Source organism: Erwinia aphidicola, assembly GCF_014773485.1.
Taxonomy (GTDB): Bacteria; Pseudomonadota; Gammaproteobacteria; order Enterobacterales; family Enterobacteriaceae; genus Erwinia; species Erwinia aphidicola.
The window spans coordinates 345,095-370,527 of record NZ_JACXBP010000003.1; the positions used below are offsets into that span (position 1 = coordinate 345,095).

A 25,433-nucleotide genomic window follows, 5' to 3' on the forward strand; every position below is an offset into this window, starting at 1 on the left:
CCCACTCCAGGGCGATGAATGATGGCCACACAAACTCCTTTTATATCGTTGGAAAAAATCAGCAAATCGTTTCCCGGCGTGCGTGCGCTGGATAACGTCACGCTGACGCTGAACCGCGGCGAAGTACACTGCCTGGCCGGGCAAAACGGCTGTGGCAAAAGTACCCTGATCAAAGTCATTTCCGGGGTATATCACCCCGACAAAGGCTCGCATATCAGCGTTGACGGCAAGCGCTTTAACCAGCTCAGCCCTGCCCTGTCGGCGTATTACGGCGTGCAGGTGATCTACCAGGATCTGTCGCTGTTTCCCAATTTATCGGTGATGGAGAACATCGCGGTCCACCGCTATCTGCCGGGCGGCAGCTTCTGGGTGAATCGCCGTGCCATGCGCCAGCTGGCGCTGGAGACCATGCAGCGTATCGGCGTTAGTCTCGACCCGGCGCGCAAAGTAGAAAAACTGTCGATCGCCGACCGGCAGCTGGTGGCGATCTGCCGGGCGCTGGCCGCCGATGCCAGCCTGGTGATCATGGATGAGCCCACCGCCTCACTGACGCGCCATGAGGTTAATGGCCTGCTGCGCGTGGTGCGTGAGCTAAAGGCCGCCGGGATCTGCGTGGTGTTCGTCAGCCATAAGCTGGATGAGGTGATGGAGGTTTCGGACCGCATCAGCGTGATCCGCGACGGCAAGCTGGTCGGCACCTATGCCGCCAGTGAACTGGACGGTGATGAACTGGCGTTCCTGATGACCGGCCAGCGTTTCAGCTTCAACCACCTGCCGGAGCGGGCCGACCGCAGCGAAACCCCGCTGCTGGAAGTGCGCAACCTCTCGCGGCGCAACCAGTATCAGCAGATTAACCTGCAGCTAAGACGCGGCGAGATCACCGCCATCGTCGGCCTGCTGGGTGCCGGGCGCACCGAGCTTTGCCTGTCGCTGTTTGGCCTTTCGCGCCCGGACAGCGGCGAAATGCTGATAGACGGTAAGTCAGTCAGGCTGCGCCATAATCGCGACGCTATCCGCCACGGCATTGCTTACGTTTCGGAAGATCGTCAGAGCGAAGGGCTGATTATGCCGCAGTCGATCTTCGACAACCTGCTGGTGCCGGTGTTTGGCCGCCTGCGCGGTCGACTCGGCTTGATGGATCGCACGCAGGCGCGCCACCAGGTGGCCTCACTCATCCGCGAGCTCAATATCAAAGTGTCCGACAGCCAGCTGCCGGTTCAAACGCTTTCCGGCGGCAACGCCCAGCGCGTGGCGATCGGTAAATGGGTGGCGACGCAGCCCAAAGTGCTGATCCTCGACTCGCCGACCGTCGGCGTCGATATTGCTAATAAAGAGGGGATCTATCGCATTGCCCGCGAGCTGGCCGATTCCGGTATGGCGGTGCTGATGATATGCGATGAGATCCCGGAAGCTTACTACAACAGTCATCGCGTACTGGTGATGCGCAAAGGCGAGCTGGTTGCCAGCTTCGCGCCCCATCAGTGCAGCGAAGAGGAGATTGCCGGGGTGGTTAATGAATAGCAAGCTGCGTCACTTGATCAGCCACCATGAGTTCTGGCTGGGTCTGTTAATTGTCCTGCTGGCGCTGGGACTAAGCCTGCGCACCAGCGAATTTCTCACTCTCGGCAACCTGACCGACGTGGCCACCAGCTATGCCATTCTCGGCATTCTCGCCTGCGGCCTGTTTGTGGTGCTGATCGCCGGAGGCATCGATATCTCCTTCCCGGCGATGACCGCCATCGCGCAGTACGTGATGGCCAGCACCCTGCTGGCGCACGGCGGCAATTTCTTCAGCGCCTTTGCCATTGCCATCGGCTGCGGGCTGCTGCTCGGCATGGTTAACGGGCTGCTGGTATACCTGCTGAGGGTGCCGGCAATTATTATCACCATCGCCACGCTCAACCTGTTCTATGGCCTGCTGGTGTGGATAACCAACGGCACCTGGCTGTACGGCTTCCCGGAATGGTTTATGAACGGCATTAACTGGCTCTCCTTTACCGCTTCGGACGGCTATGAATATGGCCTGACGCTGCCGCTGCTTTGCCTGCTGGGCGTCTTTGTGCTGACCGGTGTGCTGATGAACTTTACCCGCTTCGGGCGGCAGATCTACGCGATGGGCGGTAACCGCGAATCCGCTTCGCGCCTCGGCATCAACCTGCGCAGCCTGCATCTGGCGGTTTACGGATATATGGGCGTGCTGGCGGGCGTCGCGGCCGTGGTTCAGGCACAGACCACGCAGTCGGTAGCACCGAACTCGCTGGTCGGCTACGAGCTGACGGTGCTGGCGGCGGTCGTGCTGGGAGGAGCCAGTATGAGCGGCGGGCGAGGAACGCTGATTGGTACCCTGCTCGGCGTATTACTACTGGCCTTTCTGCAAAACGGCCTGACGCTGATGGCGGTGTCATCCTACTGGCACATGGTGTTCAGCGGAGTGATTATTCTGGTGAGCGTCAGCGCGACGGCGTGGAACGAGAAACACCAGCTGGCGAAGGGGAACTGAGATGCAGACATTACTGAATAAACTGCCGGGCGACCGCATCATCCGGCTGCAGCTGCTGATGATGGTGGTGGTGCTGGCGCTGTTTTCCCTGACGCTTGGCGGACGCTTCTTTAGCAACGGCAACTTTCAGTCTATCGCCAGCCAGCTGCCGGTGCTGGGGCTGCTGGCATTAGGCATGGCAGTGACCATGCTGACCGGCGGCATTAATCTATCGATTATTGCCAGTGCCAATGCCTGCTCGCTGGTGATGGCGGCACTGATTGTCGCCCATCCGGAACAGCCGCTGTGGCTGGCCCTGGCGCTGCTGGCCGGCCTGCTGACGGCCGTGGCGATTGGCGTGCTTAACGGTGTGCTGATTGCAGTGGTGGGCGTTTCGCCAATTCTGGCAACGCTCGGCACCATGACGTTGATTGCCGGGCTGAATATCCTGCTGTCGAACGGTGCGGTAATCTCTGGCTTCCCGCCGCTGATCCAGATGCTCGGCAACGGGGATATCGCCGGCATCCCGCTCTCGCTGTTGATCTTCCTGCTGGTCGCTGCGCTGGTGTGGCTGCTGCTGGAACGCACCACGCTCGGGCGCAGCATTCTGCTCATCGGGTCGAATGAGAAGGCCACGCGCTTTAGCGGGGTGAACACCACCCGCGTGATTATCACCGTGTATGTCCTCTCCGCGTTGATGAGCTGGGGAGCCGCGCTGCTGATGATGTCGATGTTTAACTCTGCCAAGGCAGGTTATGGCGAGTCATGGCTGCTGGTCACCATCCTCGCCTCCGTGCTCGGCGGCATCAATCCTGACGGCGGCTTTGGCCGTATTCCCGGGCTGGTGCTGGCGCTGATTGTGTTACAGATGATTGAAAGTGGACTGAATCTGCTGGGGGTGAGTAGCTACCTCACCATGGCACTTTGGGGTGGCGTACTGATCCTGTTTATTGCGTTGCAAAATCGCAGAACCTGACGACTGAGGATAAAAATGGCGAGCTATTACATTGGTGTGGATGTGGGAACGGGCAGCGCACGCGCGGGGATTTTCGATATCACCGGGCGCATGATGGGCCAGGCCAGCCGTGAAATTGATATGTATCGCCCACAGGCCAATTTTGTCGAGCAGTCCTCCGACAATATCTGGCAGGCGGTTTGCCAGGCGGTGCGCGATGCGATTAACCAGAGCAATATTAACCCGGTGCAGATTAAAGGGCTGGGCTTTGATGCCACCTGTTCGCTGGTGGTACTGGATAAAGAAGGCAAGCCGCTGACGGTCAGTCCGTCCGGTCGTAATGAGCAGAACATCATCGTCTGGATGGACCACCGCGCCATCGTGCAGGCCGAGCGCATTAATGCCTTAAAACATCCGGTGCTCGATTACGTGGGTGGCGTAATCTCCCCGGAGATGCAGACTCCGAAGCTGCTGTGGCTGAAACAGCATATGCCCGCCAGCTGGCAGAATATCGGCCATCTGTTCGACCTGCCCGACTTCCTGACCTGGCGCGCCACGGCGGACGAAACCCGCTCGCTTTGTTCGCTGGTGTGTAAATGGACCTACCTTGCCCACCAGGACGGCTGGGATGCCAGCTACTTTAAACAGATTGGGCTGGATGACCTGCTGGAGCGCGACGCGGCTAAAATTGGCAGTGAAGTGAAAAGCATGGGCGAACCGCTTGGGCGAGGGCTGACCCAGCGCGCCGCCGGCGAGCTAGGCCTGTTGCCCGGCACGGCGGTTAGCGCCTCGATCATTGATGCGCACGCTGGCAGCCTTGGCACCCTGGGTGCCGCCGGGCCGTCCGGCGAGCTGGCTGATTTTGACCGTCGCATCGCGCTTATTGGCGGCACCTCCACCGGTCATATGGCGATCTCCCGCGAGCCGCGCTTTATCAAAGGTGTTTGGGGGCCCTACTTCTCGGCGGTGCTGCCAGACTTTTGGTTGAATGAAGGCGGCCAGTCAGCAACCGGGGCGCTGATCGACCACGTTATCCAATCGCACCCCTGCTACGCCACGCTGCGCGAACAGGGAAAAACTCAGGATAAAACCATTTATGAAGTGCTGAATGGCCTGCTGCGCAGTATGGCGGGTGAAGCGGATAAGATCGCCTTTCTCACGCAGGATATCCATATGCTGCCCTATTTCCACGGCAACCGTTCGCCGCGGGCGAATCCGAATCTGACCGGAATGCTTACCGGATTGAAGCTGTCGCGTACCCCGGAAGATATGGCGCTCCATTATCTGGCCACCATCCAGGCGATTGCGCTCGGCACGCGCCACATTATTGAGACCATGAACCAGACGGGTTACAGCATCGATACCATTATGGCCAGCGGTGGCGGCACGAAAAACCCAATTTTCGTGCAGGAGCATGCCAACGCCACCGGCTGCACGATGCTGCTGGCGGAAGAGAGCGAATCAATGCTGCTGGGCAGCGCGATGATGGGCACGGTGGCCGCAGGCGTATATGACTCACTGCCGGAAGCCATGAATGCCATGAGCCGGATTGGCAAAACCGTCACCCCGCAAACCAACGAAATCAAACGCTACTACGATCGTAAATACCGCGTGTTCCGTGAGATGTATCACGACCATATGAAATATCAGCAGATGATGCAGGAGGCCTGATGGATGCACAACAGAGCTGGCAGCAGGCCTGCGCGGGCTGGCAAAGTTATCGGCAAGCGCTAAGCGCGCTGGAGCAGCAGCTCGACCGTCAGCAGTGGCAGGCGGTGCTTGATGCCCTTGCCCATTGTCGCGGAAAAATCGCCGTCACCGGCATCGGCACTTCCGGCATCGCGGCGCGTAAAATCGCCCATATGCTGGCCTGCGTTGAGCACCCTGCCATCTGGCTGAGCGCCGCCGATGCTGCGCACGGTGACATCGGTTTTCTGCGCGCCGATGACGTGCTGATTATGCTGTCGCGCGGCGGCAATTCCGATGAGCTGACGCGCCTGCTGCCGACGCTTAAAGCCAAAGGCACCCTGCTGATTAGCGTGACCGAAAACGCTGATTCGGCGATTGCCCACGCGGCAGATTTGCTGCTGCTCATGCCGAAAACGCAGGAGATCGACCCGCTAAACATGCTGGCGACCACCTCCATCATCAGCGTACTGGCGGTGTTCGATGCGATGATTGCCGTGCTGATGGAATACAGCGGCTATGACAGGCAAACACTGCTGGCGGTGCACCCGGGCGGCAATGTCGGGAAGATCCTGCGCGAAGAGCAATAGAAAGGGTGCTTAAGGACAGTGCATCGCCACACCGAAAAGGCGGGATTGCTCCCGCCTCCGGCTGCTCTTACTTCTGCGGGTCGCAGGCCATAAACGCAGCCACCTCTGCGATACCGGCGCGGATCCGCACCTCACACAGGTCCTTCCTCGTCACCAGAACGGCGGCCAGCGCCGTCATACAGAGGATGATAAGGGCGATAAAGATCGCCTTGTGCTGTTTCATGGTTGCTCTCCTTGTCTTGCGACGGGTAAGACGCTAACCTGATGTTGCTAAGCATAGGATAGGCCTCGGGTTGATTGAAAAATCACTCGGGGCTTTTCTCTTTCTGCCGTCTGCAAACAGCATGCTTAAGGCAGAAAGCCTCAAGCACCCGCAGGCATATTACTTATCTCCCGCTTTATCTCTGCTGAATAAGTGCGCAAAAAAGGAAAGCGCGGTTGCTCTGTGCTAGCCTGCTGATATTCAACGATGACGGATGCTGGCAATGGACGGACAACAGATACAGAAAATCGCGATGCGCATCGCACAGGAGCTACCCGCTGCTGAGCTGTGCTACCCGTTCGGGCCGGAGTATGAGGTGTTCAAGGTACGCGGCAAGATGTTTGCCCTGATGGCGCAGGTGCGCGGCGAGAGGGTGGTGAACCTGAAATGCCGCCCGCAAGATGGCGAACTGCATCGCGTGATTTATGACAGCATCCACGCCGGCTACCATATGAATAAGCGCCACTGGATTTCGATTTATGCCGGAGAGCAGATAAGCGAAGGATTGATCAAACAGCTGGTGGAAGAGTCATACGACCTGGTGGTTGCCGGGCTGCCGAAGCGCTTACGGCCAATGGAAAAACGCTGATTTACCTGAGAGGTAAAAAAAAAGGGGAGACTTTACAGTCTCCCCTTTTTATTTCGGCAGATTACGCCAGTTTACGCATCACCAGGGTGGCGTTGGTGCCACCGAAGCCGAAGCTGTTTGACATCACGGTGGTCAGCTTACGCTCGGTAGGCTTCATCACGATGTCCAGGCCTTCGGCCGCCGGGTCCAGCTCATCAATGTTGATGCTTGGCGCAACGAAACCGTGCTCCAGCATCAGCAGTGAATAGATAGCTTCCTGCACGCCAGCGGCACCCAGAGAGTGGCCGGTCATGGCTTTAGTGGCTGACATGGCCGGGGTTTTGTCCGGGAACACGGCGCGAATTGCGCCCAGCTCTTTCACGTCGCCGACCGGGGTAGAGGTACCGTGGGTGTTCAGGTAGTCGATTGGGGTATCCACGCCTTCCATCGCCATACGCATGCAGCGCATTGCGCCTTCACCTGATGGAGCCACCATATCAGCCCCGTCAGAGGTTGCGCCGTAGCCGACGATTTCAGCGTAAATGTGCGCGCCGCGTGCCAGAGCATGTTCCAGCTCTTCCACCACCACCATACCGCCGCCGCCAGCAATGACGAAGCCGTCACGCTGCTGATCGTAGGTACGCGACGCTTTTTCTGGCGTGTCGTTGTACCTGGTGGACAGGGCGCCCATCGCATCAAACTCACAGGACATTTCCCAGCACAGCTCTTCGCCGCCGCCAGCAAACACGATGTCCTGCTTGCCCAGCTGGATCTGCTCTACCGCGTTACCGATGCAGTGTGCAGAGGTGGCGCAGGCGGAGCTGATAGAGTAGTTAACACCGTGGATTTTGAACGGGGTAGCCAGGCAGGCAGACACGCCGGATGCCATCGCTTTGGTCACCATGTAAGGGCCAACGCCGCGCAGGCCTTTAGCGCGCATACCGTCAACGCTGGCAGCCTGATAGAACGGAGAACCGCCGCCGGAACCGGCAACCAGGCCCACGCGTGGGTTGTTCTGGTACTGCTCGTCAGTCAGGCCGGCATCTTTCACCGCGTCCTGCATGGAGAGGAAAGCATAAATTGACGCATCGCTCATAAAACGCAGCATTTTGCGGTCAATACGCGCCGCAATGTCTTCTTTAGACAACTTAACATTGCCCCAGACGTGACTACGCATGCCGGAATCTTTCAGCTCCTGCGAGAAGGTAATACCAGAGCGTCCTTCACGCAATGATGCCAGAACTTCCTCTTGGTTATTACCAATACTGGAAACGATCCCTAAGCCAGTAATCACAGCACGTTTCATTCAATACCTCTTCCACTTCTAATTAGGATTCGACTGGCACTCTAGCTTACAGTTGTACGCCGAACAAGTCCGATCAGCAGATTCCTTGTGTAAATTTGCGTAGGGTCAACCACATCGTTAAAATCGCGCCACTGCCTGAGCAATGAGCCTTTGCCGTGAAAACCGCACCAATAGAGTACGCTGAGCTAAGCTGGAACGATCAGGGTACACCTGTATCCCGAGTATTTGATGATGTTTACTTCTCTAACCAGAATGGTCTTAAAGAGACGCGTTATGTATTTCTCGGCAACAATGGTCTGCCTGAGCGTTTTGCTCATCATTCGCGTGATTTATTCATCACCGCGGAAACCGGCTTTGGCACCGGTCTGAATTTTCTCACCCTATGGCAGGCTTTTGACGCCTTTCGGCAAGCGCAGCCAGACGCTACGGTACAGCGTTTGCACTTTATAAGCTGTGAGAAGTTTCCGTTAAGCGCCAGCGACCTGGCGGCAGCCCATGCCAGCTGGCCGGAGCTGGAAAATTATGCACGCCAGCTGCAGGCACAGTGGCCCGAAGCGCTGCCGGGCTGTCAGCGCCTGCTGCTGGACGGCGGCCGCATCACGCTTGACCTGTGGTTTGGCGATATTAACCAGCTTATTCACACTTTTGATGACACCCTGAATCAGCAAGTTGATGCCTGGTTCCTCGACGGCTTCGCCCCGGCGAAAAACCCCGATATGTGGACTCAGGAGCTGTTCGACTGCATGGCAAGGCTGGCGCGCCCTGGCTGCACGCTGGCGACCTTTACCGCCGCCGGATTTGTGCGCCGTGGGCTGAATCAGGCCGGGTTCGCGGTGCGCAAATGCAAAGGCTTTGGTGAAAAACGCGACATGCTGGCAGGCTATCTGCCCGCTGCGGTGGTCACCACCGCGCAGGCTCCGTGGTATGCCCGCCCTGCCGCCGATGGCGATGATATTGCGATCGCCGGAGGCGGTATTGCCAGTGCGCTGCTGGCGCTGGCGCTGCTGCGGCGCGGCAAACGGGTGACGCTCTACTGCGCCGATGCCCTGCCGGCACAGGGTGCTTCAGGCAATCGTCAGGGCGCACTCTACCCGCTGCTCAACGACCACGACCCGGCGCTGGCGCAGCTGTTCCCTGCCGCCTTTACCTTTGCACGGCGCCTGTATGACCAGCTGGACCTCGCTTTCGAACACGACTGGTGCGGCGTGACGCAGCTGGCGTGGGATGAGAAAAGCGCGCAGAAGATTGAAAAAATGCTGCAGATGGGCCTGCCGCACAGCATCGCGTACGCGGTGGATCGGGCGGAAGCGGAAGCGCTCTGCGGTGTGCCGACCGGCTGTGGTGGCATCACCTATCCCCTCGGCGGCTGGCTCTCCCCCGCTGAACTGACCGCCGCGCTGTGGCAGCTGGCGCAGCAGCAGGGGGCGCAGCTCAACTGGCAGCACGAAATCACACAGCTGAATGAAGCTGAACAGGGCTGGCAGCTGCACTTTGCCACCCAGCCTGCACGCCATCACCGTAACCTGGTGCTCGCGACCGGTCACCGGCTGGCGCAGTTCACGCAGAGCGAAAAACTGCCGGTGAATGCCGTCGGTGGCCAGGTCAGCCACGTGCCGACCACGCCTGCCCTGACCTCTTTGCAGCAGGTGCTGTGCTACGACGGTTATCTCACCCCCGTCAGCCCGCACTACCAGCAGCACTGTATAGGTGCCAGCTATCATCGTGGCGCCACTGACGCCGAATACCGCGCAGAGGACCAGCAGGAAAACCGCGAGCGCCTGCTGCGCTGCCTGCCCGGGGAACAATGGCCTGAAGAGATTGATATCAGTGGCGCAGAGGCCCGCTGCGGGGTGCGTGCCGCCACGCGCGATCATCTGCCGATGATTGGCGCACTGCCGGACTACAGCGCCACCCTGGCGCAGTATGTCACGCTTGCTCAGCAGCCGCAGCAGGCAGGCACTGCACCGGCCCATCAGGGGCTGTTTATTCTGGGAGGGCTGGGCTCTCGCGGGTTATGCAGCGGACCGCTGGCGGCCGAAGTGCTGGCGGCTCAGCTGTGTGATGAACCTATCCCGCTCGACAATGCCACGCTGGCGGCCACCAGCCCCAATCGTTTCTGGGTACGGCGACTGTTGAAAGGGCGCCCCGTGGAATAGGGTAAGAATTATCTTTGCGCTAAGGTGCTATCGCCAGCAAACCAGCTTAACTAAAGCACAATAAATAGCATAAAATCCGTAATTGCCCTTGAGTTCTTCAGGGGCAATTCGCTCCCCCGCCGGGGTAATCAACGGATGATTCAAGCTATGTATTTCACACTTAACGGCCAGCACGTCACTCTTGATGACGCGCACTCAAACACCCCGCTTCTCTATATTCTGCGCAACGACTTCCAGCTTAACGGCCCGAAATACGGCTGCGGCATCGGTGAATGCGGCGCCTGTACTATCACTATCGATGGCGTCGCTGCGCGCTCCTGCAGCGTACCTGCTCACACCGTGGCCGGAAAACAGGTCACCACTCTGGAAGGGCTGGCCGATGGCGAGAAGCTGCATCCGGTGCAGCAGAGCTTTATCGATGAACAGGCTGCGCAGTGTGGCTACTGCACTAATGGCATGATCATGACGCTGGTCGCGCTGTTCAGGCGCGAGCCCCAGGCCTGTGAACAACAAATAAAAAATGAGCTGGCGTTTAACCTCTGCCGCTGCGGTACGCATCTGGAAATTTTGCGCGCCGCGCAGAAAGCCCGTGACATTATCAGCGGGGAGCAGAAGCCATGAACCTGTTTAATCTCACCCGCCGCCGCCTGTTAAAGGCCGGGGGCGTCATCAGCGTCAGCACGCTATTACCCCAGACAACATTCGCGCAGGCACAATCGTTAACGCTCCCTGAGCGCCCGCTTAATCGCATGGACAGCTTTATCGCGCTGGCTGCCGATGGCAACGTCACCGCCTTTAACGGCCACGTCGATCTCGGCACCGGCGTGCGCACTGCCTTAGCCCAATACGTTGCCGATGCGCTCGACGTGCCCTTCCACTCTGTCACCATGATCCTTGGCGATACCGCACTGACGCCGGATCAGGGACCCACCATCGCCAGCGCCACGCTACAGGTTACGGCCGTGCCGCTGCGCCAGGCCGCCAGCCAGCTGCGTCAACAGCTGATGCAGCTGGCAGCCAAAGTGTTAAACGTTGCGCCTGGCCAGCTGCGCAGCGAAGCCGGCTGGGTTTTCGACAGCAGCCATCCGCAACGCCGCCTGAGCTATGGCCAGCTTGCCAGCCGCGAAGACACTCATCTGCCGCTGGATACCTCCATTGCGCTACATACTGCTAAGCCTCGCTACGTGGGCAAATCGGTGCCGCGCGTGGATATCCCGGCCAAAGTGAGCGGCCAGCTCACCTGGATTCACGATCTGCGCGTGCCGGGCATGCTGCACGGCCGCGTTATCCGCCCGCCCTACGGCGGCGCCGACAGCAGCGCCCCACTCGGCAATAGCCTGCTGGCGGTGGATGAACATTCGATTGCTCATCTGCCGGGCATCGTCAAAGTAGTGGTTAACGGAGATTTTGTCGGCGTGGTGGCCCAGCGAGAGGAGCAGGCTATCGCCGCGATGTACGCGCTGAAAGTACGCTGGCAGCCCTGGGCCGGGCTGCCGGAGCTCGGGCTGGACCAGCTGCATCAGACGCTGAGCAACTGTGCCAAAACAGCGCGCGTGCTGCGCGACGATCCAGGAACCGATCTTGCCCTGAAGCTGCGCCATATTAGCGTGGATGCCGATTACGTCTGGCCCTATCAGCTGCACGCCTCCATTGGTCCCTCCTGCGCGGTAGCCGACATCACTGACGACCGCGCACGGGTGTGGTCCGGCACGCAGAACCCGCACGACCTGCGCAAAGATATTGCCCTGCTGCTGGGGCGCGATGCCGCGGTAGTTGAAATTAAGCGTATGGAAGCCTCTGGCTGTTATGGCCGCAACTGTGCCGATGACGTCGCCGCCGATGCTGCGCTGCTGTCGCAGGCAGCGGGCGTGCCGGTGCGGGTGCAGCTGATGCGCGAGCAGGAAGCAGCATGGGAGCCGAAAGGCACCGGTCAGCTGATCCGCGTGCGCGGCGGGCTGGATCGCATGATGAATATCTCCAGCTACGAGCTGCGCACCTGCTATCCATCCAACAACGCGACCACGCTGCCGCTGCTGCTGACCGGTAAAGTCCCTAACCTGCCCGTGGTGCAGTCGATGGGGGACCGCACGGCCGTTCCGGCCTATCATTTCCCACACATGCGTATGATCTGTGAGGATGCCGCCCCGCTGGTGCGCGCCTCCTGGATGCGCGGCGTTTCGGCCCTGCCGAACGTTTTCGCGCATGAGAGCTGGATGGATGAAATCGCGTGGCACACCGGGCGCGATCCGATCGATCTGCGGCTGGGCTATCTCACTGATTCTCGTGCCGTGGCCCTGATTGATGCGGTCAAAAAAATGGCGCGCTGGCAGCCTGGCCCGCCGCATCGCCAGCAGCAGCAGCAGGGTGACTGGCTGCACGGGCGTGGATTTGCCTGGGCACGATACATCCACAGTCAGTTTCCCGGCTTCGGTGCCGCCTGGGCTGCCTGGGTGTGTGACCTGCGGGTGAACCGCCTGAGCGGTGAGATCAAACTCGAGAAGATTTTTGTCAGCCACGACTGTGGGCAGATAGTTAATCCGGCCGGGGTACGCCACCAGGTCCACGGCAATATTGTGCAGTGCGCCAGCAGAGTGCTGAAAGAGTTCGCCACTTTTGATGGCAGCGGCACCACCTCACTCGAATGGGGCAGCTACCCACTGCTACGCTTCGATGAACTGCCGCAGGTGGAGATCAATCTGCTGGATTATCCCGACGAACCGGCAATGGGGGCCGGTGAGTCTGCCTCGGTACCGGGCGCGGCTGCGATTGCCAATGCGCTGTTTGACGCAACCGGCGTGCGCTTCCGTGCGCCACCGTTTACTCCGGATCGGGTATTACGTGAACTACAGGGAAGTGAAGCATGAAAAATGGCAAAAAAAAGCCGATCGCACTGGGCGTGCTCCTGCTGCTGGCGGGCAGCGCTGCGGCACTGCTCAGCATGCAGCCCGAGATAGCGCCGATTTCACCACTGCAAACCCCTTCGTTCTCCGCGCAGAGCATCGCACGCGGCAAAACGCTGGCCGCGCTTGGCGACTGTGCTGTCTGTCATACCCGCAAAGGCGGTGCAACGAACAGTGGTGGACTGGCAATGGAAAGTCCGTTTGGCACTATCTATACCAGCAATATCACCCCGGACATGGACAGCGGAATAGGCGCCTGGTCCTATCCGGCGTTTGAACGCGCCATGCGTCATGGCATTGACCGCCAGGGAAATTACCTCTATCCGGCGTTTCCTTACACCGCCTTCACCCACACCAACGACCAGGATATGCGGGATTTATATGCATATCTGATGAGCCAGCCCCGCGTCAGCTATCAGCCGCCGCAGACCAGCCTAAGGTTCCCGTTTAATATTCGCCGGGGCATGGCGGCCTGGAACTGGCTCTATCTGCAGCCGGGGGCGCTGCCGCCCAATCCTCAACAGGATGCGCAGTGGAATCGCGGCGCTTACCTTGCCGAAAGCCTCGGACACTGCAGCGCCTGCCACTCGCCGCGCAACTTCGCGGCGGCCGAAAAAACCGGGCGCGATCGTCTGGCAGGCGGCGTTGCCGAGGGCTGGACCGCGCCGGCACTCAACGGTAGCTCTCCGGCGCCGGTTGCATGGGATAAACCGCAGCTGATGCGCTATCTGCGCCACGGTTTTTCCGCCGAACACGGGGTGGCAACCGGTCCGATGGGGCCTGTAATAGCCGGGGGATTATCCCAGCTGCCAGACGAAGATCTGCAAGCGCTTGCCAGCTGGTTAAGCAGCTTCCAGCCGCCGAAAACGCAGCAGGCGGAAGCGCTGACGGCAGCGGCCGACCAGCGCAGTGAACGACTCGACTCACCTGGAGCCAGACAATATTCCGGATCCTGTATGGCCTGCCATTCTCAACAAAAAGGCCCGCAGCTCGCGGGAGTTCGCCCGTCGCTTGCGCTCAACAGCAATCTCTATCTTGGCGAGCCGGACAATCTTATCCGCATCGTACTCGATGGCATCGACCATCCAGCCAGTGACAATCTCGGCACCATGCCCGGTTTTCGTCACCAGCTTAATGACAGCCAGATTGCCATGCTGCTCAACTGGCTACGCACGGAGTTTGCCGGGCAGACCCCGTGGCAGGGGCTGCAGGATAAAGTGGCAGAAATTCGTAAGCAAAGCGCCAGGGAGTCGCAATGAAAGCTGGAGTTCTGGTGATGGCTGCCGGGCGCAGCTCGCGCTATATCGATCAAAGCGGTCAGCATAAGCTGCTGATCCGTCACCCCGCCTGTCACAATCTGCTGCTGCTGACCTATACCCTGCAGCTGGCTATCGCCGCCTGTGGAAAACGCGTAAACGTTGTGGCACGCCCCGAAGACCGTCAAATTATTGAGCTGGCACAGCGTTATCGCTGCGCCACCACCCTGATTGAAAGTGATGGGTTAGGGTCGTCAATTGCCGCCGGTGTTGCAGCACAACCCCAGTGGTCGGGCTGGCTGGTGATGCTGGCTGATTTACCCTGGCTCCAGCTCAGCACCGTTAAGCAGGTTTATGCCGGGCTGCAGTTAGCTGATGTCGTACGCCCGCTATGGCAAGGGCGCAGAGGACATCCGGTAGGTTTTAACGCCAGTCTGCGCGAGCAGCTGCTGGCGTTGAAGGGGGAAGACGGCGGGCGCCACGTCATCTCTCCTGCACCGCCGCTGCTGCTGGATGTCGATGACCCCGGCTGCGTGCGTGATATTGACAGGCCCGCCGACTGGCACAGCGGGAGTTAAGCATGCGCTCACTGGATATTACGGTGCTGGAAAGTGCGCTGGGGTGGCTGCAACAGCAGCGCAGCATCTGGCTGTGTACCGTTCTGCACACCTGGGGGTCGGCCCCGCGCGCGCCCGGCGCGCTGCTGGCGGCCTCTGATGCTGGTGCGGTAAGCGGCTCACTCTCTGGCGGCTGTATTGAAGAGAGTTTCCTGCGCCGCCTGGCGGCAGGAGAATTTCGCCAGCCCAGCCAGCGCGTGCGCTATGGTGCAGGTGGACTGCAACCCGATATCAGCCTGCCCTGTGGCGGCAGCCTTGAGGTGCTCATCGAGTACCTGCCCCCTTCGGCCGCAGCGGAGCGTTATCTCGCCCAGCTGCTGAGCGCGCAGCGCGGGGAGTGCTCATTACAGAAACGCGTCGTGACAGGCCAGTTTGCCCGGCTGACTCCCTGTGAAAAGGCCACGCCGCAGTCTGAAATTCGCTTTGATGACCAGCAGGTCAGCCTGAAACTTACTGGCTCGACCACGCTATTGATAGCCGGACTGTCGCCGGTCGCTGACTACTGCATTCATCTGGCGCAGATGCTGGGCTACGCTGTTGTGCTCTGTGAGCATCGTGAGCAGCCACTGGCAGCGTTCCTCGCCAACAGCACGCTGAGCGATGGCGTCACCGTGATAAAGCAGTTCCCGGCGCGTTATCTTGAACAGCATCAGTGCGCAGCACACACGGCCATCCTCTGCCTGACGCACGATGCGCGCATCGACGATCTCACCCTGATGGAAGCCTGTCGCGGTGCGGCGTTTTATATTGGCGCACTGGGTTCACCGCGCAACAGCATGCACAGGCTGGCACGGCTGGCGGCGTGCGGGGATTTAACGAAGGAGCAGCTGGCGCGCATCGCAGCCCCGGTTGGCCTGCCAATTGGCAGTAAAACGCCACCGGAGATTGCGCTGGCGATTATGGCGGATATTGTGCGGGTAAAAAACGGGCGCTGAGGGCAGCGAGAGTGCTGCCCACAGGTAAGCGGGAGGTTACGACGGCTGGCGCGCCTGCAGGAACAGGTTGTCCCACATGCCAATCACCAGCGCCTGGTCACGCGGCGACAGTTCACCCGCCTGGATAGCATTTTGCAGGCTATTCTGTACCTGAATCTGCAGTGCCTCCGGGGTATGTTCGCCGCTCAGCTCCAGCTCGGCCACGGCCAGCGTCAGGTGACCGCGCAGATAGCCGCCGGCAAACAGCTCGTCGTCGCTGGCGTGATCCACCATGTCATCAATCAGGCCAAGAATACGCGCCTCAAATTCATCGATCATATCTTTCCTCTGTAAGCAATTCGCGCGGCCGTTAGCACAAGTCTTCCGGCCAGGGAAACTGCGCCGCCGTTAGCGGGGGAGTTGAGTAAAACGAGCGAAGTTCGGCAATCAGTCGTGCCGGGCGCGTGGGAATACCTTTTTCCAGATATTCCATCACCTGAGCATGGACCTTACGCTGAAACGCAATGCGATCCGGCTCACAATCACCTTCAAGATTGTCACAACTTACATTGAACGGAAAGCCCGCTGCAACACTAAACATCCACTCCAGCGCCTGCGGTTTGATCTCCACTGATTCAAACTGGCTCTGCGTGGCTTCATCACGACCGTCCGGGCAGTACCAGTAGCCAAAATCCACCCGCTTGCGGCGCTCGGGACCGGCAATACACCAGTGGGAAATTTCATGCATGCCGCTGGCGTAGAAACCGTGGGCAAAAACCACCCGGTTCCACGGCGAGCTGTCGTCAGCAGGAAGATAGATCGGTTCGTCGTCGCCTTTAATCAGGCGGGTCTGAAAATCATCCATAAAGCAGCGATCGAAGATGTCGATCAGGTCCTGATAGTGGTGTTGCGCGCTCATAGCTGTTTGTCGTCAAAGTAAAAAAACGCGCAATTGTCGCATTTTGTCCGTCGGGTTTCGAGAACTATTCTCACCCCGCGCGTCAGCCCGTGAGCTGATGAAACCAGCTGACTAACTGTGCGCCGTGGCTGTCATACAGCAGTTTGGCGCTCATCACCGCGGAGACAATCACAATCATCGGGCGGATAAGCGTTTGCCCTTTGCTCAGCACCATCCTCGCCCCGAGACGCGCGCCGCACACCTGGCCGACCAGCATCACCAAACCCACCAGCCATACCACTTTGCCGCCAATCATAAACAGCATCAGGCCACCGAGGTTGGAGGTAAAGTTCAGCACTTTGGCATGCGCGGTCGACTTCGCCAGGTTGTAGCCGCACAGCGTGACAAACGCCAGCGCGTAGAATGACCCGGCACCAGGGCCAAAGAAGCCATCGTAAAAGCCCACGCAGCCCCCGGTCACCAGGGCAAACGGCAAGCCGTGCAGACGACGCTGGCGATCTTCCTCGCCAATCTTCGGCATCAGCAGGAAATAGAGGCCAATGGCAATCACCAGCAGCGGCAGCAGCTGGCGCAAAATATCGCCCTTAACGTGCTGCACCAGCAGTGCACCGCTGATTGAACCTAGAAAAGTCAGCGCAATATTCAGCTTCTGCTGGCTGAGATCGACCGCTTTACGGCGGATGAAATAGAGGCTGGCAGAAAAAGATCCCCCCACCGACTGCAGCTTATTGGTCGCCAGCGCCTGGGCCGGTGACAGCCCCGCCGCCAGCAGCGCCGGAACGGTTAACAGCCCGCCGCCGCCCGCAATAGAATCGATAAAACCCGCCAGTAACGCCACCAGAAACAGCACGCCGAGCAACCACGGCGCCACGCTAACCCATTCCATTTTAACGCCTTACAGTAAGTGTTTATCCAGCAGAGCCTGACACGACGGCGGCAACGGCGGCGGCTCGCGCTTCACCGGTGGCGTGCTGCCCGGTTTTGGCGGAGCAAACCAGCTCTGCAGCTCGGCTCCGCAGCCGTCACCCGGCGGCGGCAGCGGCTGGTCCTGACACTCCAGGCTGTCCGCCGGGCAGCGCAGGCGCACGTGCATATGCGCACGATGCTGGAACCACGGTCGCACCTTGCGCAGCCAGTCGCGATCGCTACCGGCATCGGCACACAGCTGCTTTTTAATCGCCGGATTGACAAAAATGCGCGTAACCTCGTTATCTTTCGCCGCCAGTTTAATCAGGCTGTCGATCTCAGGCTGCCAGTGACGCGCCACGACATTTTTGCCATCGGCAGCCACCAGATCGAGCGGCTGAGGCTTGAGCAACATCTGCTGCGTCCAGCGCTGTTTCGGCAGCTGCAGCCAGATGTCCACGTCCAGACCGGACTGGTGGCTGGCATGACCGCTGCTGAAACGCCCACCGGCCGCCATGCCCATATCGCCGACCAGCACTTCGCCGAGGCCCAGCTGACGGGTCTGGGTGCTCAGCCGTTGGATAAAGGCGATCAGATCCGGGTGGCCATAATAGCGCCGCTGATCGGTCCGCATTACCTGATAGCCCGCTGCCTCCAGCGGTAGCGCCTGAGCGCCGATAATACAGCCGTTGGCGAAGCCGCCAATCGACTGCGGCGCACCGCTGACCGGCTGGCGAATAGTCTGCCACGGGGTGGCGGCCTGGACTGTGGCGCCGATCATCAGCAGCGCGCCCAGGGCGATTAGCGTCTTTTTCATTGCATTACCAGCGTGGGTAAGTGGTTTCAACATCGGCGTTCTGCGCGCGGTGGCGCAGCAGGTGGTCCATCAGCACAATCGCCATCATCGCTTCGGCAATGGGCACTGCGCGGATCCCCACGCAAGGATCGTGACGGCCCTTGGTGATCATCTCCACTTCTTCCCCGCTACGCGTCAGCGTCTTGCCCGGCACGGTAATGCTGGAAGTCGGTTTCATCGCCAGGTTGGCAACAATGGTCTGACCGCTGCTGATCCCGCCTAAGATGCCGCCCGCGTGGTTGCTCTGGAAACCGCTGCTGCGGATTTCGTCGCGGTGCTCGCTGCCGCGCTGGCCGACGACCGCAAAGCCATCACCGATTTCAATGCCTTTCACCGCATTGATGCTCATCAGCGCGTGCGCCAGGTCAGCGTCCAGGCGGTCAAACACCGGCTCGCCGAGACCCGCCGGAACATTCTCTGCCATCACCGTGACTTTCGCCCCGATGGAGTCGCCCTCTTTTTTCAGGGCGCGCATCAGTTCGTCCAGCGCTTCCAGCTTTGACGGATCCGGACAGAAGAACGGATTCTGTTCAACCTGGTCCCACGCTTTCAGCTCGCAGGCGACGTCACCAATCTGCGCCAGATAGCCGCGCACTTTGATGCCGTGCTTCATTTCGAGGTATTTTTTAGCAATCGCACCGGCCGCCACGCGCATCGCGGTTTCACGCGCTGAAGAGCGCCCGCCGCCGCGGTAGTCGCGGAAGCCGTACTTCTGGTCGTAGGTGTAATCCGCATGACCCGGGCGATAGAGATCTTTGATCGCGCCGTAGTCCTGCGAGCGCTGATCGGTATTTTCGATCAGCAGTCCGATGCTGGTGCCGGTGGTGCGCCCTTCGAACACGCCCGACAGAATTTTCACCTGGTCCGGCTCGCGGCGCTGGGTAGTGTAGCGTGAAGTGCCCGGACGGCGACGATCGAGATCGTGCTGAAGGTCGGCTTCGGTCAGCGGGATCCCCGGCGGTACGCCATCCACGATACAACCGAGGGCGATGCCGTGCGATTCGCCGAACGTTGTGACCCGAAATACTTGTCCAATGGTATTACCCGCCATACGGCTTCCTCGCTAAAATTTAAAAATCAGTCTTTATAGATTTTGAAATGATGTTGTGCGTCGATAATCTGCTGTTTGGTCAGCATAAACACGCCGTCACCGCCGTTATCAAACTCCAGCCAGGTAAACGGTACATCCGGATACTGCTCGATCATATGCACCATGCTGTTGCCCACTTCGCAAATCAGCACGCCCTGCTCGCTGAGATAATCCGGTGCGCAGGCCAAAATACGGCGCGCCAGCTTCAGCCCATCGCGACCCGCAGCCAGGCCGAGTTCCGGCTCGTGACGGTACTCGTTCGGCAGGTCGTCCATATCGTCGGCGTCAACGTAGGGCGGGTTAGTGACGATCAAATCGTACTGCGTTTTAGGCAGTTCGCGGAACAGGTCAGCGCGGATCGGCGTGACGTGGTGGTCAAGGCCGTGCGCGCTGATATTTTGTTCAGTCACCGCCAGCGCATCCGTGGAGATATCCACCGCATCGACTTCCGCATCCGGGAAGGCGTAAGCACAGGCAATCGCGATACAGCCGCTGCCGGTACACATATCAAGAATGTGCTGCGGCTCGTCAGCGATCAGACCGGCAAAGCGATTATTGATCAACTCGCCAATCGGTGAACGCGGCACCAGCACGCGCTCGTCGACGTAGAATTCGTGGCCGCAGAACCAGGCTTTGTTAGTCAGGTAGGAGACCGGAATGCGCTCGTTGATACGGCGGATCACGCGCTCAACGATGCGGTGACGCTCGCTGGAAGTGAGGCGCGCCGTGCGCATATCTTCAGGAATATCCAGCGGCAGATAGAGCGTTGGCAGCACCAGCTGAACGGCTTCGTCCCAGGGATTGTCGGTGCCGTGGCCGTACCAGATGTCAGCGGCAGAAAAACGGCTGACCGACCAGCGCAACATATCCTGAATAGTGTGCAGTTCATTGACTGCTTCTTCGACGAAAATTTTGTCCAAAGTGCCCTCCGCAGGCCGTTCTGTTATACCCGGGCGTTAGTTTGCCATGAAGCTGGTGATAATTCAGCGCGCAGGGGTGAAAAAGCTGAGATTTGTTTCAGCCGCGGGCGCGGAAAAGGTAGACTGGCGACAGAAAATGACTGAAACGCCCCTTTAAAGCGGTTGCGAAACAGCAGCCAGGAAAATAGTGACCTACAGAGATGAGCAAAAAAGAGAAGCTGAGCGCGGAAGATGAGGCGCTGTTTCGCGGGTTGATGAGCGGCACGCGCAAGCTGGCGCAGGACACCATTGTTCATAAACCACTGCGTAAAAAGATAAGTGAAGTCCCGCAGAAACGCCTGTTGTCGGAACAGATAGATAACAGCCACTATTTTTCCGACGAGTTTCAGCCGCTGCTGGCCAGCGAAGGCGCGGTGCGCTATGTGCGTGCGGATGTTGACCACTACAAGCTGAAGCAGCTGCGCCGTGGTGATTTCAGCCCGGAGATTTTCCTCGATCTGCACGGTTTAACGCAGAATCAGGCTAAGCAGGAGTTGGGCGCGCTGATTGCCGCCTGTCGCCGTGAGCATATTTTTTGTGCCAGCGTGATGCACGGGCACGGTAAACACGTTCTGAAGCAGCAGACACCGCTGTGGCTGGCACAGCATCCGCACGTAATGGCATTTCATCAGGCACCCAAGCTATTTGGCGGCGATGCCGCGCTGCTGGTGCTGATTGAAGTGGAAGAGTGGTTACCGCCGGATATTTGAGGAAAGTTTTGAATATTTAGTCGGGGCGGACCCTTTGTTTCGGTCCGCCCGTGGCGGGTGACGCATCGTCGAAGCGGGCCGACCTGCTTTTTCGGTCGGCCCGTAAGGCAATTACATCGCCTTGGCTAATTTCGCCGGAGAGACCTGCCACTCCAGCTTGCCCAGCACATTTTCCGCATCGAAGTCGATGCAGGCAATGGCGGAAGTGGCGAACATCGGCGGCGCTTCCTGCGGGCACAGCTCTGCCACCAGGTAGCCCACCAGCGGCAGGTGCGAAATCACCAGCGCCGACTTCACGCCTTCATTCGCCAGCGCGTGCAGGTAGCACGCCACCAGCCCGGGGTCGCCACCCGGGGTTAATTCTGGCAGCACATCCTCACCTTCCGGCAGAGGCAGCGCTTCACGCACCGTGCTGAGAGTCTGCTGGGCGCGCAGATAGGGACTGACCAACACCCGTTCAATATCAACCGACTGACCGCTAAGCCAGGTCGCCATTTGACGGGTTTCATCACAGCCGCAGTGAGTCAAAGGTCGAACTGAATCACTTGCTGCATCTAAAGCCGCATCGCCGTGACGCATTATGAAAACTTGCATATAGCACCGCTGTTGTTAAACAAAAACGCCGGGGGACAACGCCAACCGACTCTTCATTCAGAGAATGAACGCTGTGTTGTACCCCAATGCCTTGAGTATAGTCAACCGATTGTTTACTTATTGAGCGCCCTGGTGGGCACCCGCCATAAGTAACTCACCCCGTGACCAGACTAACCCGCTGAATCACGAAAACTATTCAGATTTACGTCCGGTTTATAGAACGTTTGCTGCTGTTCCAACATTTTTTTCAGCAGCGCGCAGGGAGCAAAACGCGCGCCGTGACGCTGCATTAACAACTCTAAACTGTTAACCACTTCAGCAATGCCCAGCTGGTCCATATAGCGGAACGGCCCCCCGAGGAAAGGTGGGAAACCAATGCCAAATACCGCGCCGATATCACCGTCGCGCGCGCTGGCAATCACCTGCTCTTCCAGGGTGCGTGCCGCTTCATTCAGCATCATCATCACACAGCGCTGCGAGATATTCTGTGCGTCAAGGTGGTGTTTTGGCGTGATGTTCAGCAGGCGGTAAATGGCACTGTCCACCTGTTTTTTTCGCCCTTTCTGCGGATAGAGATAAAAGCCGCGCCCGTTTTTGCGCCCTTTGCGGTCGTCATTCAGCACCGCACCCAGTGCTGGCGGCAAGGCGAAACGTTCTCCCCAGGCCTGTTCGAGGATCGGCATAATATGGGTGCCAACATCAATACCGACCTCGTCCAGCAGCTGCACCGGACCGACCGGGAAGCCAAATTTAACCAGCGCCGCATCAACAGATTCGATCGGTTCGCCCTCCAGCAGGCAGTGCATCGCCTCGATCATATAGGGCGCCAGAATGCGGTTAACGTAGAAGCCAGCGCTATCCGCCACCACAATGGGGGTTTTACCCTGCTTTCTTGCCAGAGAGACTGCCGTCGCCACCGTCTCTGCTGCGGTTCCCGCATGAGGGATCACCTCAACCAGCGGCATTTTTTCCGGCGGGCTGAAGTAGTGCAGACCAATAACGTTATGCGGACGCTGCGCGCCGGCAGCGATTTCGGCAATCGGCAGCGAAGAGGTATTGGAGGCAAACAGCGTTTCTGCGCCGCAGTGCTGTTCAATCTCCGCCACCATTTTCTGCTTCAAGGCCAGATCTTCAAACACCGCTTCGATCACCATATCGCGCTGGCTGAACCCCTGGTAATCCGTGCTACCGCTGATCAGTGCCATCTGCTGCTGGCGTTCGGCCGCGCTTATCCGGCGTCTTTTAACCCCTTTACTTAACACATCCCAACTGGTTTTCAGCGCGTGATTGATCCCCTGCGGGCTGACATCCTTGATGCGCACCGGTAATCCGGCACGCGTGGCGGTCACACAGGCAATGCCCCCGCCCATCAGCCCCCCGCCGAGCACGCCAATGCTGCGCAATGCGCGCGGCTGCGCCTGTGCGCCCCGCTCTTTTTTCATTGCGGTGGTGGCAAAGAACAGGCTGCGCAGTGCGGCAGACTGCGGCGTCATTGCCAGCTCGCCAAAGGCGCGGGCTTCGGCGGCATAACCGCTACTGCTGCCCTTCTCCAGCCCGCAGCGCACCACGCTAAGGATTTTATCCGCCGCCGGATAGTTGCCGTGAGTTTTCGCCTGCGTCTGGCGCTGGGCCAGACGGAACAGGATGGCACGCCCCGCCGGGCCGGCGAGCAGCCGTTCGCGCAGCGGAAGACGCTGACGGGCGGTACGCGGTTGCAGCGCCAGCTTAACGGCGGTATCCAGCAGGATACTGTGGGCGACGGCATCATCCACCAGCCCACATTTGCGCGCGGCGCGGGGGCGCAGCGTTCTGCCGGTAAGTATCATATCCAACGCGGTCGAGGCGCCAATCAGGCGCGGCAGGCGCTGGGTGCCGCCGGAGCCGGGCAGCAGCCCCAGCTGAACTTCCGGCAGGCCAAGGCGGGTTTTGTCGTCGAGCGTGCAAACCCGGCGGTGGCAGGCCAGCGCCAGCTCCAGACCACCACCCAGGCAGGCACCGTGAATAGCTGCCACCACCGTAACCGGCAGCGCTTCAATCTCGGCCATCACGTTCTGCCCCTGCTCGGCCAGCGACTGCGCCTGCTGAGCATTTTCACAGGCGGCAATCATGCTGATATCTGCCCCGGCAATAAAGGAATCGGGCTTGCCGGAAATCAGTACGATGCCAGCCAGCCGGGGATTGGCGCGCGCATTGCGGATTGCGGTACGGATCTGCGCAGCAAACTCCGCTTTCAGGGTATTCATCTTCTCGCCCGGTACGTCGAGGGTAATCACCGCCACGTTATCCAGGCGCATCGTCAGCGTAAATGCGCTTGTCTGTTCCATTATTCCGCCTCCAGAACCATGGCTGCACCGAGGCCACCTGCCGCGCAGGCGGTGACTAACCCTAAGCCGCCGCCGCGCCGCCGCAGCTCGTTAAGCGTCTGGGTAATCATACGCGCCCCGGTGGCGGCAAACGGGTGGCCATAAGCGATGGAGCCACCCAGCACGTTAAACTGTTCCTGATTGACTTCCCCCAGCGCGTGCGGACGGTTCAGCACCTCACGGGCAAAACGCTCATCGGCAAACATTTTCAGATTAGCCAGGGTCTGGGCGGCGAAGGCTTCATGCATATCGATCAGGCTGAGGTCGGCAAGGGTAATTCCGGCACGATCCAGCGCCAGCGGTGAAGCATAAGATGGCCCTAACAGCATATCTTCGCGCACGCCAATCGCCGTGAAGGCATAGCTGCGCAGATAGCCGAGCGGGGTTATGCCCAGCTCGCGCGCGCGCGATTCCGTCATCAGGATCACCGCCGCCGCACCGTCGGTCAGCGGCGTACTGTTGGCGGCCGTCACCGTCCCGTGCTGGCGGTCAAAGGCCGGGCGCAGGCGCGCATAATCTTCCGGCTTTGAATCGCTGCGCACGTTGTTGTCCTGCTCCAGCGGTTGCTTCCACGGTGGCGCAAACGCCGTCATCACTTCTGCGCTCAGCAGCCCCTGCTGCCAGGCGCGCGCGGCGTACTGATGAGAACGGTGCGCCAGCGCATCCTGCTGTTCACGCGTGATGCCGTGGCTTTTCGCCATCTGTTCGGCAGTATCGCCCATGCGCAGCCCGGTTGAATACTCCGCAACCGCAGGCGGCACCGGCATTAAATCACGCGGGCGCAGGCAGGAAAGCAGCCTGAGCTTTTGCCCGACGCTGCGCGCTTTACTGAGGTCGAGCAGCGTGCGCGCCAGGGTTTTACTGACGCCAATCGGCAACACGGAAGTGGAGTCAGCCCCGCCGGCGATGCCTGCCTGAATCGTCCCCGCCAGCAGGCTTTCCGCCACGTTGGCTACCGCCTGAAAGCTGGTGGCGCAGGCGCGGCTGACGCTGTAAGCATCCGTGCTGACGTTGAGTCCGCTGGCCAGCACGATTTCACGGGCAATATTCGGCGCTTCCGGCATCTGCACCACCTGGCCGAAGACCAGCTGCTCAATGATGTCAGCCGGCAGCTCGCTGCGCGCCATCAGTTCACTCACCACCATGCGGCCAAGCTCCAGCGCAGGAATACCGTGGAAAGCCGTTGCCTGGCGGGCAAAGGGGGTACGTAAACCGTGGGTAATGGCGATACGATCGCCCTGACGGGTCAGCAAAGGTAATGCTTTGCTCATTATTCTCACCTGTGTCGTGTCGATAAAGGCATCATTGCCAAAGAGGTCGGACCTGATAAGTGTAATCAGAATTGAT

24 protein-coding genes are annotated in these 25,433 nt (G+C 59.6%); 13 read left to right on the forward strand and 11 right to left on the reverse strand.

Annotated elements, in window-relative coordinates:
- Positions 1-21: 21 nt before the first annotated feature.
- The 5 genes from ID864_RS08830 to ID864_RS08850 are packed head-to-tail and all read left to right on the forward strand — an operon-like array spanning position 22 to position 5,710.
- The gene (locus ID864_RS08830; RefSeq protein WP_191149794.1) at positions 22-1,521 is read left to right on the forward strand and encodes a sugar ABC transporter ATP-binding protein; all 1,500 of its coding nucleotides are present in this window, start codon (positions 22-24) and stop codon (positions 1,519-1,521) included.
- Positions 1,514-2,500 (forward strand): ABC transporter permease, encoded by a 987-nt coding sequence (locus tag ID864_RS08835; protein WP_048915406.1) that lies wholly within the window; start codon positions 1,514-1,516, stop codon positions 2,498-2,500. Before ID864_RS08830 ends, ID864_RS08835 begins: the two co-directional genes overlap by 8 nt.
- A 1-nt stretch (position 2,501) precedes the next feature.
- On the forward strand, positions 2,502-3,455 hold the full coding sequence (locus ID864_RS08840) for an ABC transporter permease (RefSeq protein ID WP_048915405.1): 954 nt from the start codon (positions 2,502-2,504) through the stop codon (positions 3,453-3,455).
- 15 nt (positions 3,456-3,470) lie between these two features.
- The gene (locus ID864_RS08845) at positions 3,471-5,105 is read left to right on the forward strand and encodes an FGGY-family carbohydrate kinase (protein ID WP_191149731.1); all 1,635 of its coding nucleotides are present in this window, start codon (positions 3,471-3,473) and stop codon (positions 5,103-5,105) included.
- The gene (locus ID864_RS08850; protein WP_048915403.1) at positions 5,105-5,710 is read left to right on the forward strand and encodes a KpsF/GutQ family sugar-phosphate isomerase; all 606 of its coding nucleotides are present in this window, start codon (positions 5,105-5,107) and stop codon (positions 5,708-5,710) included. The genes ID864_RS08845 and ID864_RS08850 overlap by 1 nt, the downstream gene beginning before the upstream one ends.
- A 67-nt stretch (positions 5,711-5,777) precedes the next feature.
- Here the strand turns inward: ID864_RS08850 and ID864_RS08855 are convergent, their stop codons facing one another.
- The gene (locus ID864_RS08855; protein WP_191149732.1) at positions 5,778-5,933 is read right to left on the reverse strand and encodes a Hok/Gef family protein; all 156 of its coding nucleotides are present in this window, start codon (positions 5,931-5,933) and stop codon (positions 5,778-5,780) included.
- 262 nt (positions 5,934-6,195) lie between these two features.
- Between ID864_RS08855 and ID864_RS08860 the strand changes: the two genes are divergently transcribed.
- Entirely contained in the window at positions 6,196-6,561 is a 366-nt protein-coding gene (locus ID864_RS08860; RefSeq protein WP_048915399.1) for an MmcQ/YjbR family DNA-binding protein, read from the forward strand.
- A gap of 61 nt (positions 6,562-6,622) precedes the next feature.
- Here the strand turns inward: ID864_RS08860 and fabB are convergent, their stop codons facing one another.
- The gene (gene fabB, locus ID864_RS08865) at positions 6,623-7,846 is read right to left on the reverse strand and encodes a beta-ketoacyl-ACP synthase I (protein WP_048915398.1); all 1,224 of its coding nucleotides are present in this window, start codon (positions 7,844-7,846) and stop codon (positions 6,623-6,625) included.
- A gap of 155 nt (positions 7,847-8,001) precedes the next feature.
- On the opposite strand from fabB, the gene mnmC reads away from it, so the two are divergent.
- From mnmC to ID864_RS08895, 6 genes are all read left to right on the forward strand, one after another.
- Positions 8,002-10,002 (forward strand): bifunctional tRNA (5-methylaminomethyl-2-thiouridine)(34)-methyltransferase MnmD/FAD-dependent 5-carboxymethylaminomethyl-2-thiouridine(34) oxidoreductase MnmC, encoded by a 2,001-nt coding sequence (gene mnmC / locus ID864_RS08870; protein WP_191149733.1) that lies wholly within the window; start codon positions 8,002-8,004, stop codon positions 10,000-10,002.
- Between the two features lie 147 nt (positions 10,003-10,149).
- Positions 10,150-10,623: a (2Fe-2S)-binding protein gene (locus ID864_RS08875; RefSeq protein ID WP_191149734.1), complete on the forward strand. Its 474-nt coding sequence runs from the start codon at positions 10,150-10,152 to the stop codon at positions 10,621-10,623.
- Positions 10,620-12,866: a xanthine dehydrogenase family protein molybdopterin-binding subunit gene (locus ID864_RS08880; protein ID WP_191149735.1), complete on the forward strand. Its 2,247-nt coding sequence runs from the start codon at positions 10,620-10,622 to the stop codon at positions 12,864-12,866. The genes ID864_RS08875 and ID864_RS08880 overlap by 4 nt, the downstream gene beginning before the upstream one ends.
- A complete protein-coding gene (locus ID864_RS08885) occupies positions 12,863-14,161 on the forward strand; it encodes a c-type cytochrome (RefSeq protein ID WP_191149736.1) in 1,299 nt (432 codons plus the stop codon). Before ID864_RS08880 ends, ID864_RS08885 begins: the two co-directional genes overlap by 4 nt.
- The gene (locus ID864_RS08890) at positions 14,158-14,736 is read left to right on the forward strand and encodes a nucleotidyltransferase family protein (protein WP_191149737.1); all 579 of its coding nucleotides are present in this window, start codon (positions 14,158-14,160) and stop codon (positions 14,734-14,736) included. The genes ID864_RS08885 and ID864_RS08890 overlap by 4 nt, the downstream gene beginning before the upstream one ends.
- A gap of 2 nt (positions 14,737-14,738) precedes the next feature.
- Positions 14,739-15,710 carry an XdhC family protein gene (locus ID864_RS08895; protein WP_191149738.1) on the forward strand — a complete coding sequence of 324 codons (972 nt, stop codon included), beginning with the start codon at positions 14,739-14,741 and terminating at the stop codon, positions 15,708-15,710.
- A 36-nt stretch (positions 15,711-15,746) separates the two neighbouring features.
- On the opposite strand, the gene ID864_RS08900 is transcribed toward ID864_RS08895, so the two are convergent.
- The 6 genes from ID864_RS08900 to prmB form a co-directional block, all read right to left on the reverse strand.
- A complete protein-coding gene (locus ID864_RS08900; RefSeq protein ID WP_048915392.1) occupies positions 15,747-16,028 on the reverse strand; it encodes a YfcL family protein in 282 nt (93 codons plus the stop codon).
- Positions 16,029-16,059: 31 nt separating this feature from the next.
- On the reverse strand, positions 16,060-16,608 hold the full coding sequence (locus ID864_RS08905) for an elongation factor P hydroxylase (protein WP_048915391.1): 549 nt from the start codon (positions 16,606-16,608) through the stop codon (positions 16,060-16,062).
- A gap of 82 nt (positions 16,609-16,690) precedes the next feature.
- A complete protein-coding gene (locus ID864_RS08910) occupies positions 16,691-17,494 on the reverse strand; it encodes a sulfite exporter TauE/SafE family protein (RefSeq protein WP_048915390.1) in 804 nt (267 codons plus the stop codon).
- Positions 17,495-17,503: 9 nt separating this feature from the next.
- Complete coding sequence (gene mepA / locus ID864_RS08915; RefSeq protein WP_191149739.1) at positions 17,504-18,331, reverse strand: penicillin-insensitive murein endopeptidase; 828 nt, start codon at positions 18,329-18,331, stop codon at positions 17,504-17,506.
- A 4-nt stretch (positions 18,332-18,335) separates the two neighbouring features.
- Entirely contained in the window at positions 18,336-19,421 is a 1,086-nt protein-coding gene (gene aroC / locus ID864_RS08920) for a chorismate synthase (protein WP_062818151.1), read from the reverse strand.
- 26 nt (positions 19,422-19,447) lie between these two features.
- On the reverse strand, positions 19,448-20,380 hold the full coding sequence (gene prmB, locus ID864_RS08925) for a 50S ribosomal protein L3 N(5)-glutamine methyltransferase (RefSeq protein WP_048915386.1): 933 nt from the start codon (positions 20,378-20,380) through the stop codon (positions 19,448-19,450).
- A 200-nt stretch (positions 20,381-20,580) separates the two neighbouring features.
- Between prmB and smrB the strand changes: the two genes are divergently transcribed.
- Complete coding sequence (gene smrB, locus ID864_RS08930; protein WP_187498514.1) at positions 20,581-21,129, forward strand: endonuclease SmrB; 549 nt, start codon at positions 20,581-20,583, stop codon at positions 21,127-21,129.
- A 111-nt stretch (positions 21,130-21,240) separates the two neighbouring features.
- Here smrB and sixA read toward each other — a convergent pair whose 3' ends face one another.
- From sixA to fadI, 3 genes are all read right to left on the reverse strand, one after another.
- Positions 21,241-21,723, reverse strand: coding sequence for a phosphohistidine phosphatase SixA (gene sixA / locus ID864_RS08935; RefSeq protein WP_048915384.1), 483 nt, complete (start codon positions 21,721-21,723; stop codon positions 21,241-21,243).
- 170 nt (positions 21,724-21,893) lie between these two features.
- On the reverse strand, positions 21,894-24,047 hold the full coding sequence (fadJ, locus tag ID864_RS08940) for a fatty acid oxidation complex subunit alpha FadJ (protein ID WP_191149740.1): 2,154 nt from the start codon (positions 24,045-24,047) through the stop codon (positions 21,894-21,896).
- Positions 24,047-25,357 carry an acetyl-CoA C-acyltransferase FadI gene (fadI, locus tag ID864_RS08945; RefSeq protein ID WP_099753351.1) on the reverse strand — a complete coding sequence of 437 codons (1,311 nt, stop codon included), beginning with the start codon at positions 25,355-25,357 and terminating at the stop codon, positions 24,047-24,049. Before fadI ends, fadJ begins: the two co-directional genes overlap by 1 nt.
- Between the last annotated feature and the right edge of the window lie 76 nt (positions 25,358-25,433).

Excerpts from the sequence above, each read along its gene's own strand:
- fadJ (WP_191149740.1), bottom strand. The coding sequence starts at position 24,047 with ATGGAACAGACAAGCGCATTTACGCTGACGATGCGCCTGGATAACGTG.
- ID864_RS08885 (WP_191149736.1), top strand. The coding sequence starts at position 12,863 with ATGAAAAATGGCAAAAAAAAGCCGATCGCACTGGGCGTGCTCCTGCTG.
- ID864_RS08910 (WP_048915390.1), bottom strand. The coding sequence starts at position 17,494 with ATGGAATGGGTTAGCGTGGCGCCGTGGTTGCTCGGCGTGCTGTTTCTG.
- ID864_RS08860 (WP_048915399.1), top strand. The coding sequence starts at position 6,196 with ATGGACGGACAACAGATACAGAAAATCGCGATGCGCATCGCACAGGAG.
- mepA (WP_191149739.1), bottom strand. The coding sequence starts at position 18,331 with ATGAAAAAGACGCTAATCGCCCTGGGCGCGCTGCTGATGATCGGCGCC.
- ID864_RS08890 (WP_191149737.1), top strand. The coding sequence starts at position 14,158 with ATGAAAGCTGGAGTTCTGGTGATGGCTGCCGGGCGCAGCTCGCGCTAT.
- ID864_RS08850 (WP_048915403.1), top strand. The coding sequence starts at position 5,105 with ATGGATGCACAACAGAGCTGGCAGCAGGCCTGCGCGGGCTGGCAAAGT.
- ID864_RS08895 (WP_191149738.1), top strand. The coding sequence starts at position 14,739 with ATGCGCTCACTGGATATTACGGTGCTGGAAAGTGCGCTGGGGTGGCTG.
- ID864_RS08880 (WP_191149735.1), top strand. The coding sequence starts at position 10,620 with ATGAACCTGTTTAATCTCACCCGCCGCCGCCTGTTAAAGGCCGGGGGC.
- sixA (WP_048915384.1), bottom strand. The coding sequence starts at position 21,723 with ATGCAAGTTTTCATAATGCGTCACGGCGATGCGGCTTTAGATGCAGCA.
- ID864_RS08875 (WP_191149734.1), top strand. The coding sequence starts at position 10,150 with ATGTATTTCACACTTAACGGCCAGCACGTCACTCTTGATGACGCGCAC.
- ID864_RS08900 (WP_048915392.1), bottom strand. The coding sequence starts at position 16,028 with ATGATCGATGAATTTGAGGCGCGTATTCTTGGCCTGATTGATGACATG.
- ID864_RS08855 (WP_191149732.1), bottom strand. The coding sequence starts at position 5,933 with ATGAAACAGCACAAGGCGATCTTTATCGCCCTTATCATCCTCTGTATG.
- ID864_RS08840 (WP_048915405.1), top strand. The coding sequence starts at position 2,502 with ATGCAGACATTACTGAATAAACTGCCGGGCGACCGCATCATCCGGCTG.
- ID864_RS08835 (WP_048915406.1), top strand. The coding sequence starts at position 1,514 with ATGAATAGCAAGCTGCGTCACTTGATCAGCCACCATGAGTTCTGGCTG.
- fabB (WP_048915398.1), bottom strand. The coding sequence starts at position 7,846 with ATGAAACGTGCTGTGATTACTGGCTTAGGGATCGTTTCCAGTATTGGT.
- fadI (WP_099753351.1), bottom strand. The coding sequence starts at position 25,357 with ATGAGCAAAGCATTACCTTTGCTGACCCGTCAGGGCGATCGTATCGCC.
- smrB (WP_187498514.1), top strand. The coding sequence starts at position 20,581 with ATGAGCAAAAAAGAGAAGCTGAGCGCGGAAGATGAGGCGCTGTTTCGC.
- ID864_RS08845 (WP_191149731.1), top strand. The coding sequence starts at position 3,471 with ATGGCGAGCTATTACATTGGTGTGGATGTGGGAACGGGCAGCGCACGC.
- ID864_RS08830 (WP_191149794.1), top strand. The coding sequence starts at position 22 with ATGGCCACACAAACTCCTTTTATATCGTTGGAAAAAATCAGCAAATCG.
- ID864_RS08905 (WP_048915391.1), bottom strand. The coding sequence starts at position 16,608 with ATGAGCGCGCAACACCACTATCAGGACCTGATCGACATCTTCGATCGC.
- aroC (WP_062818151.1), bottom strand. The coding sequence starts at position 19,421 with ATGGCGGGTAATACCATTGGACAAGTATTTCGGGTCACAACGTTCGGC.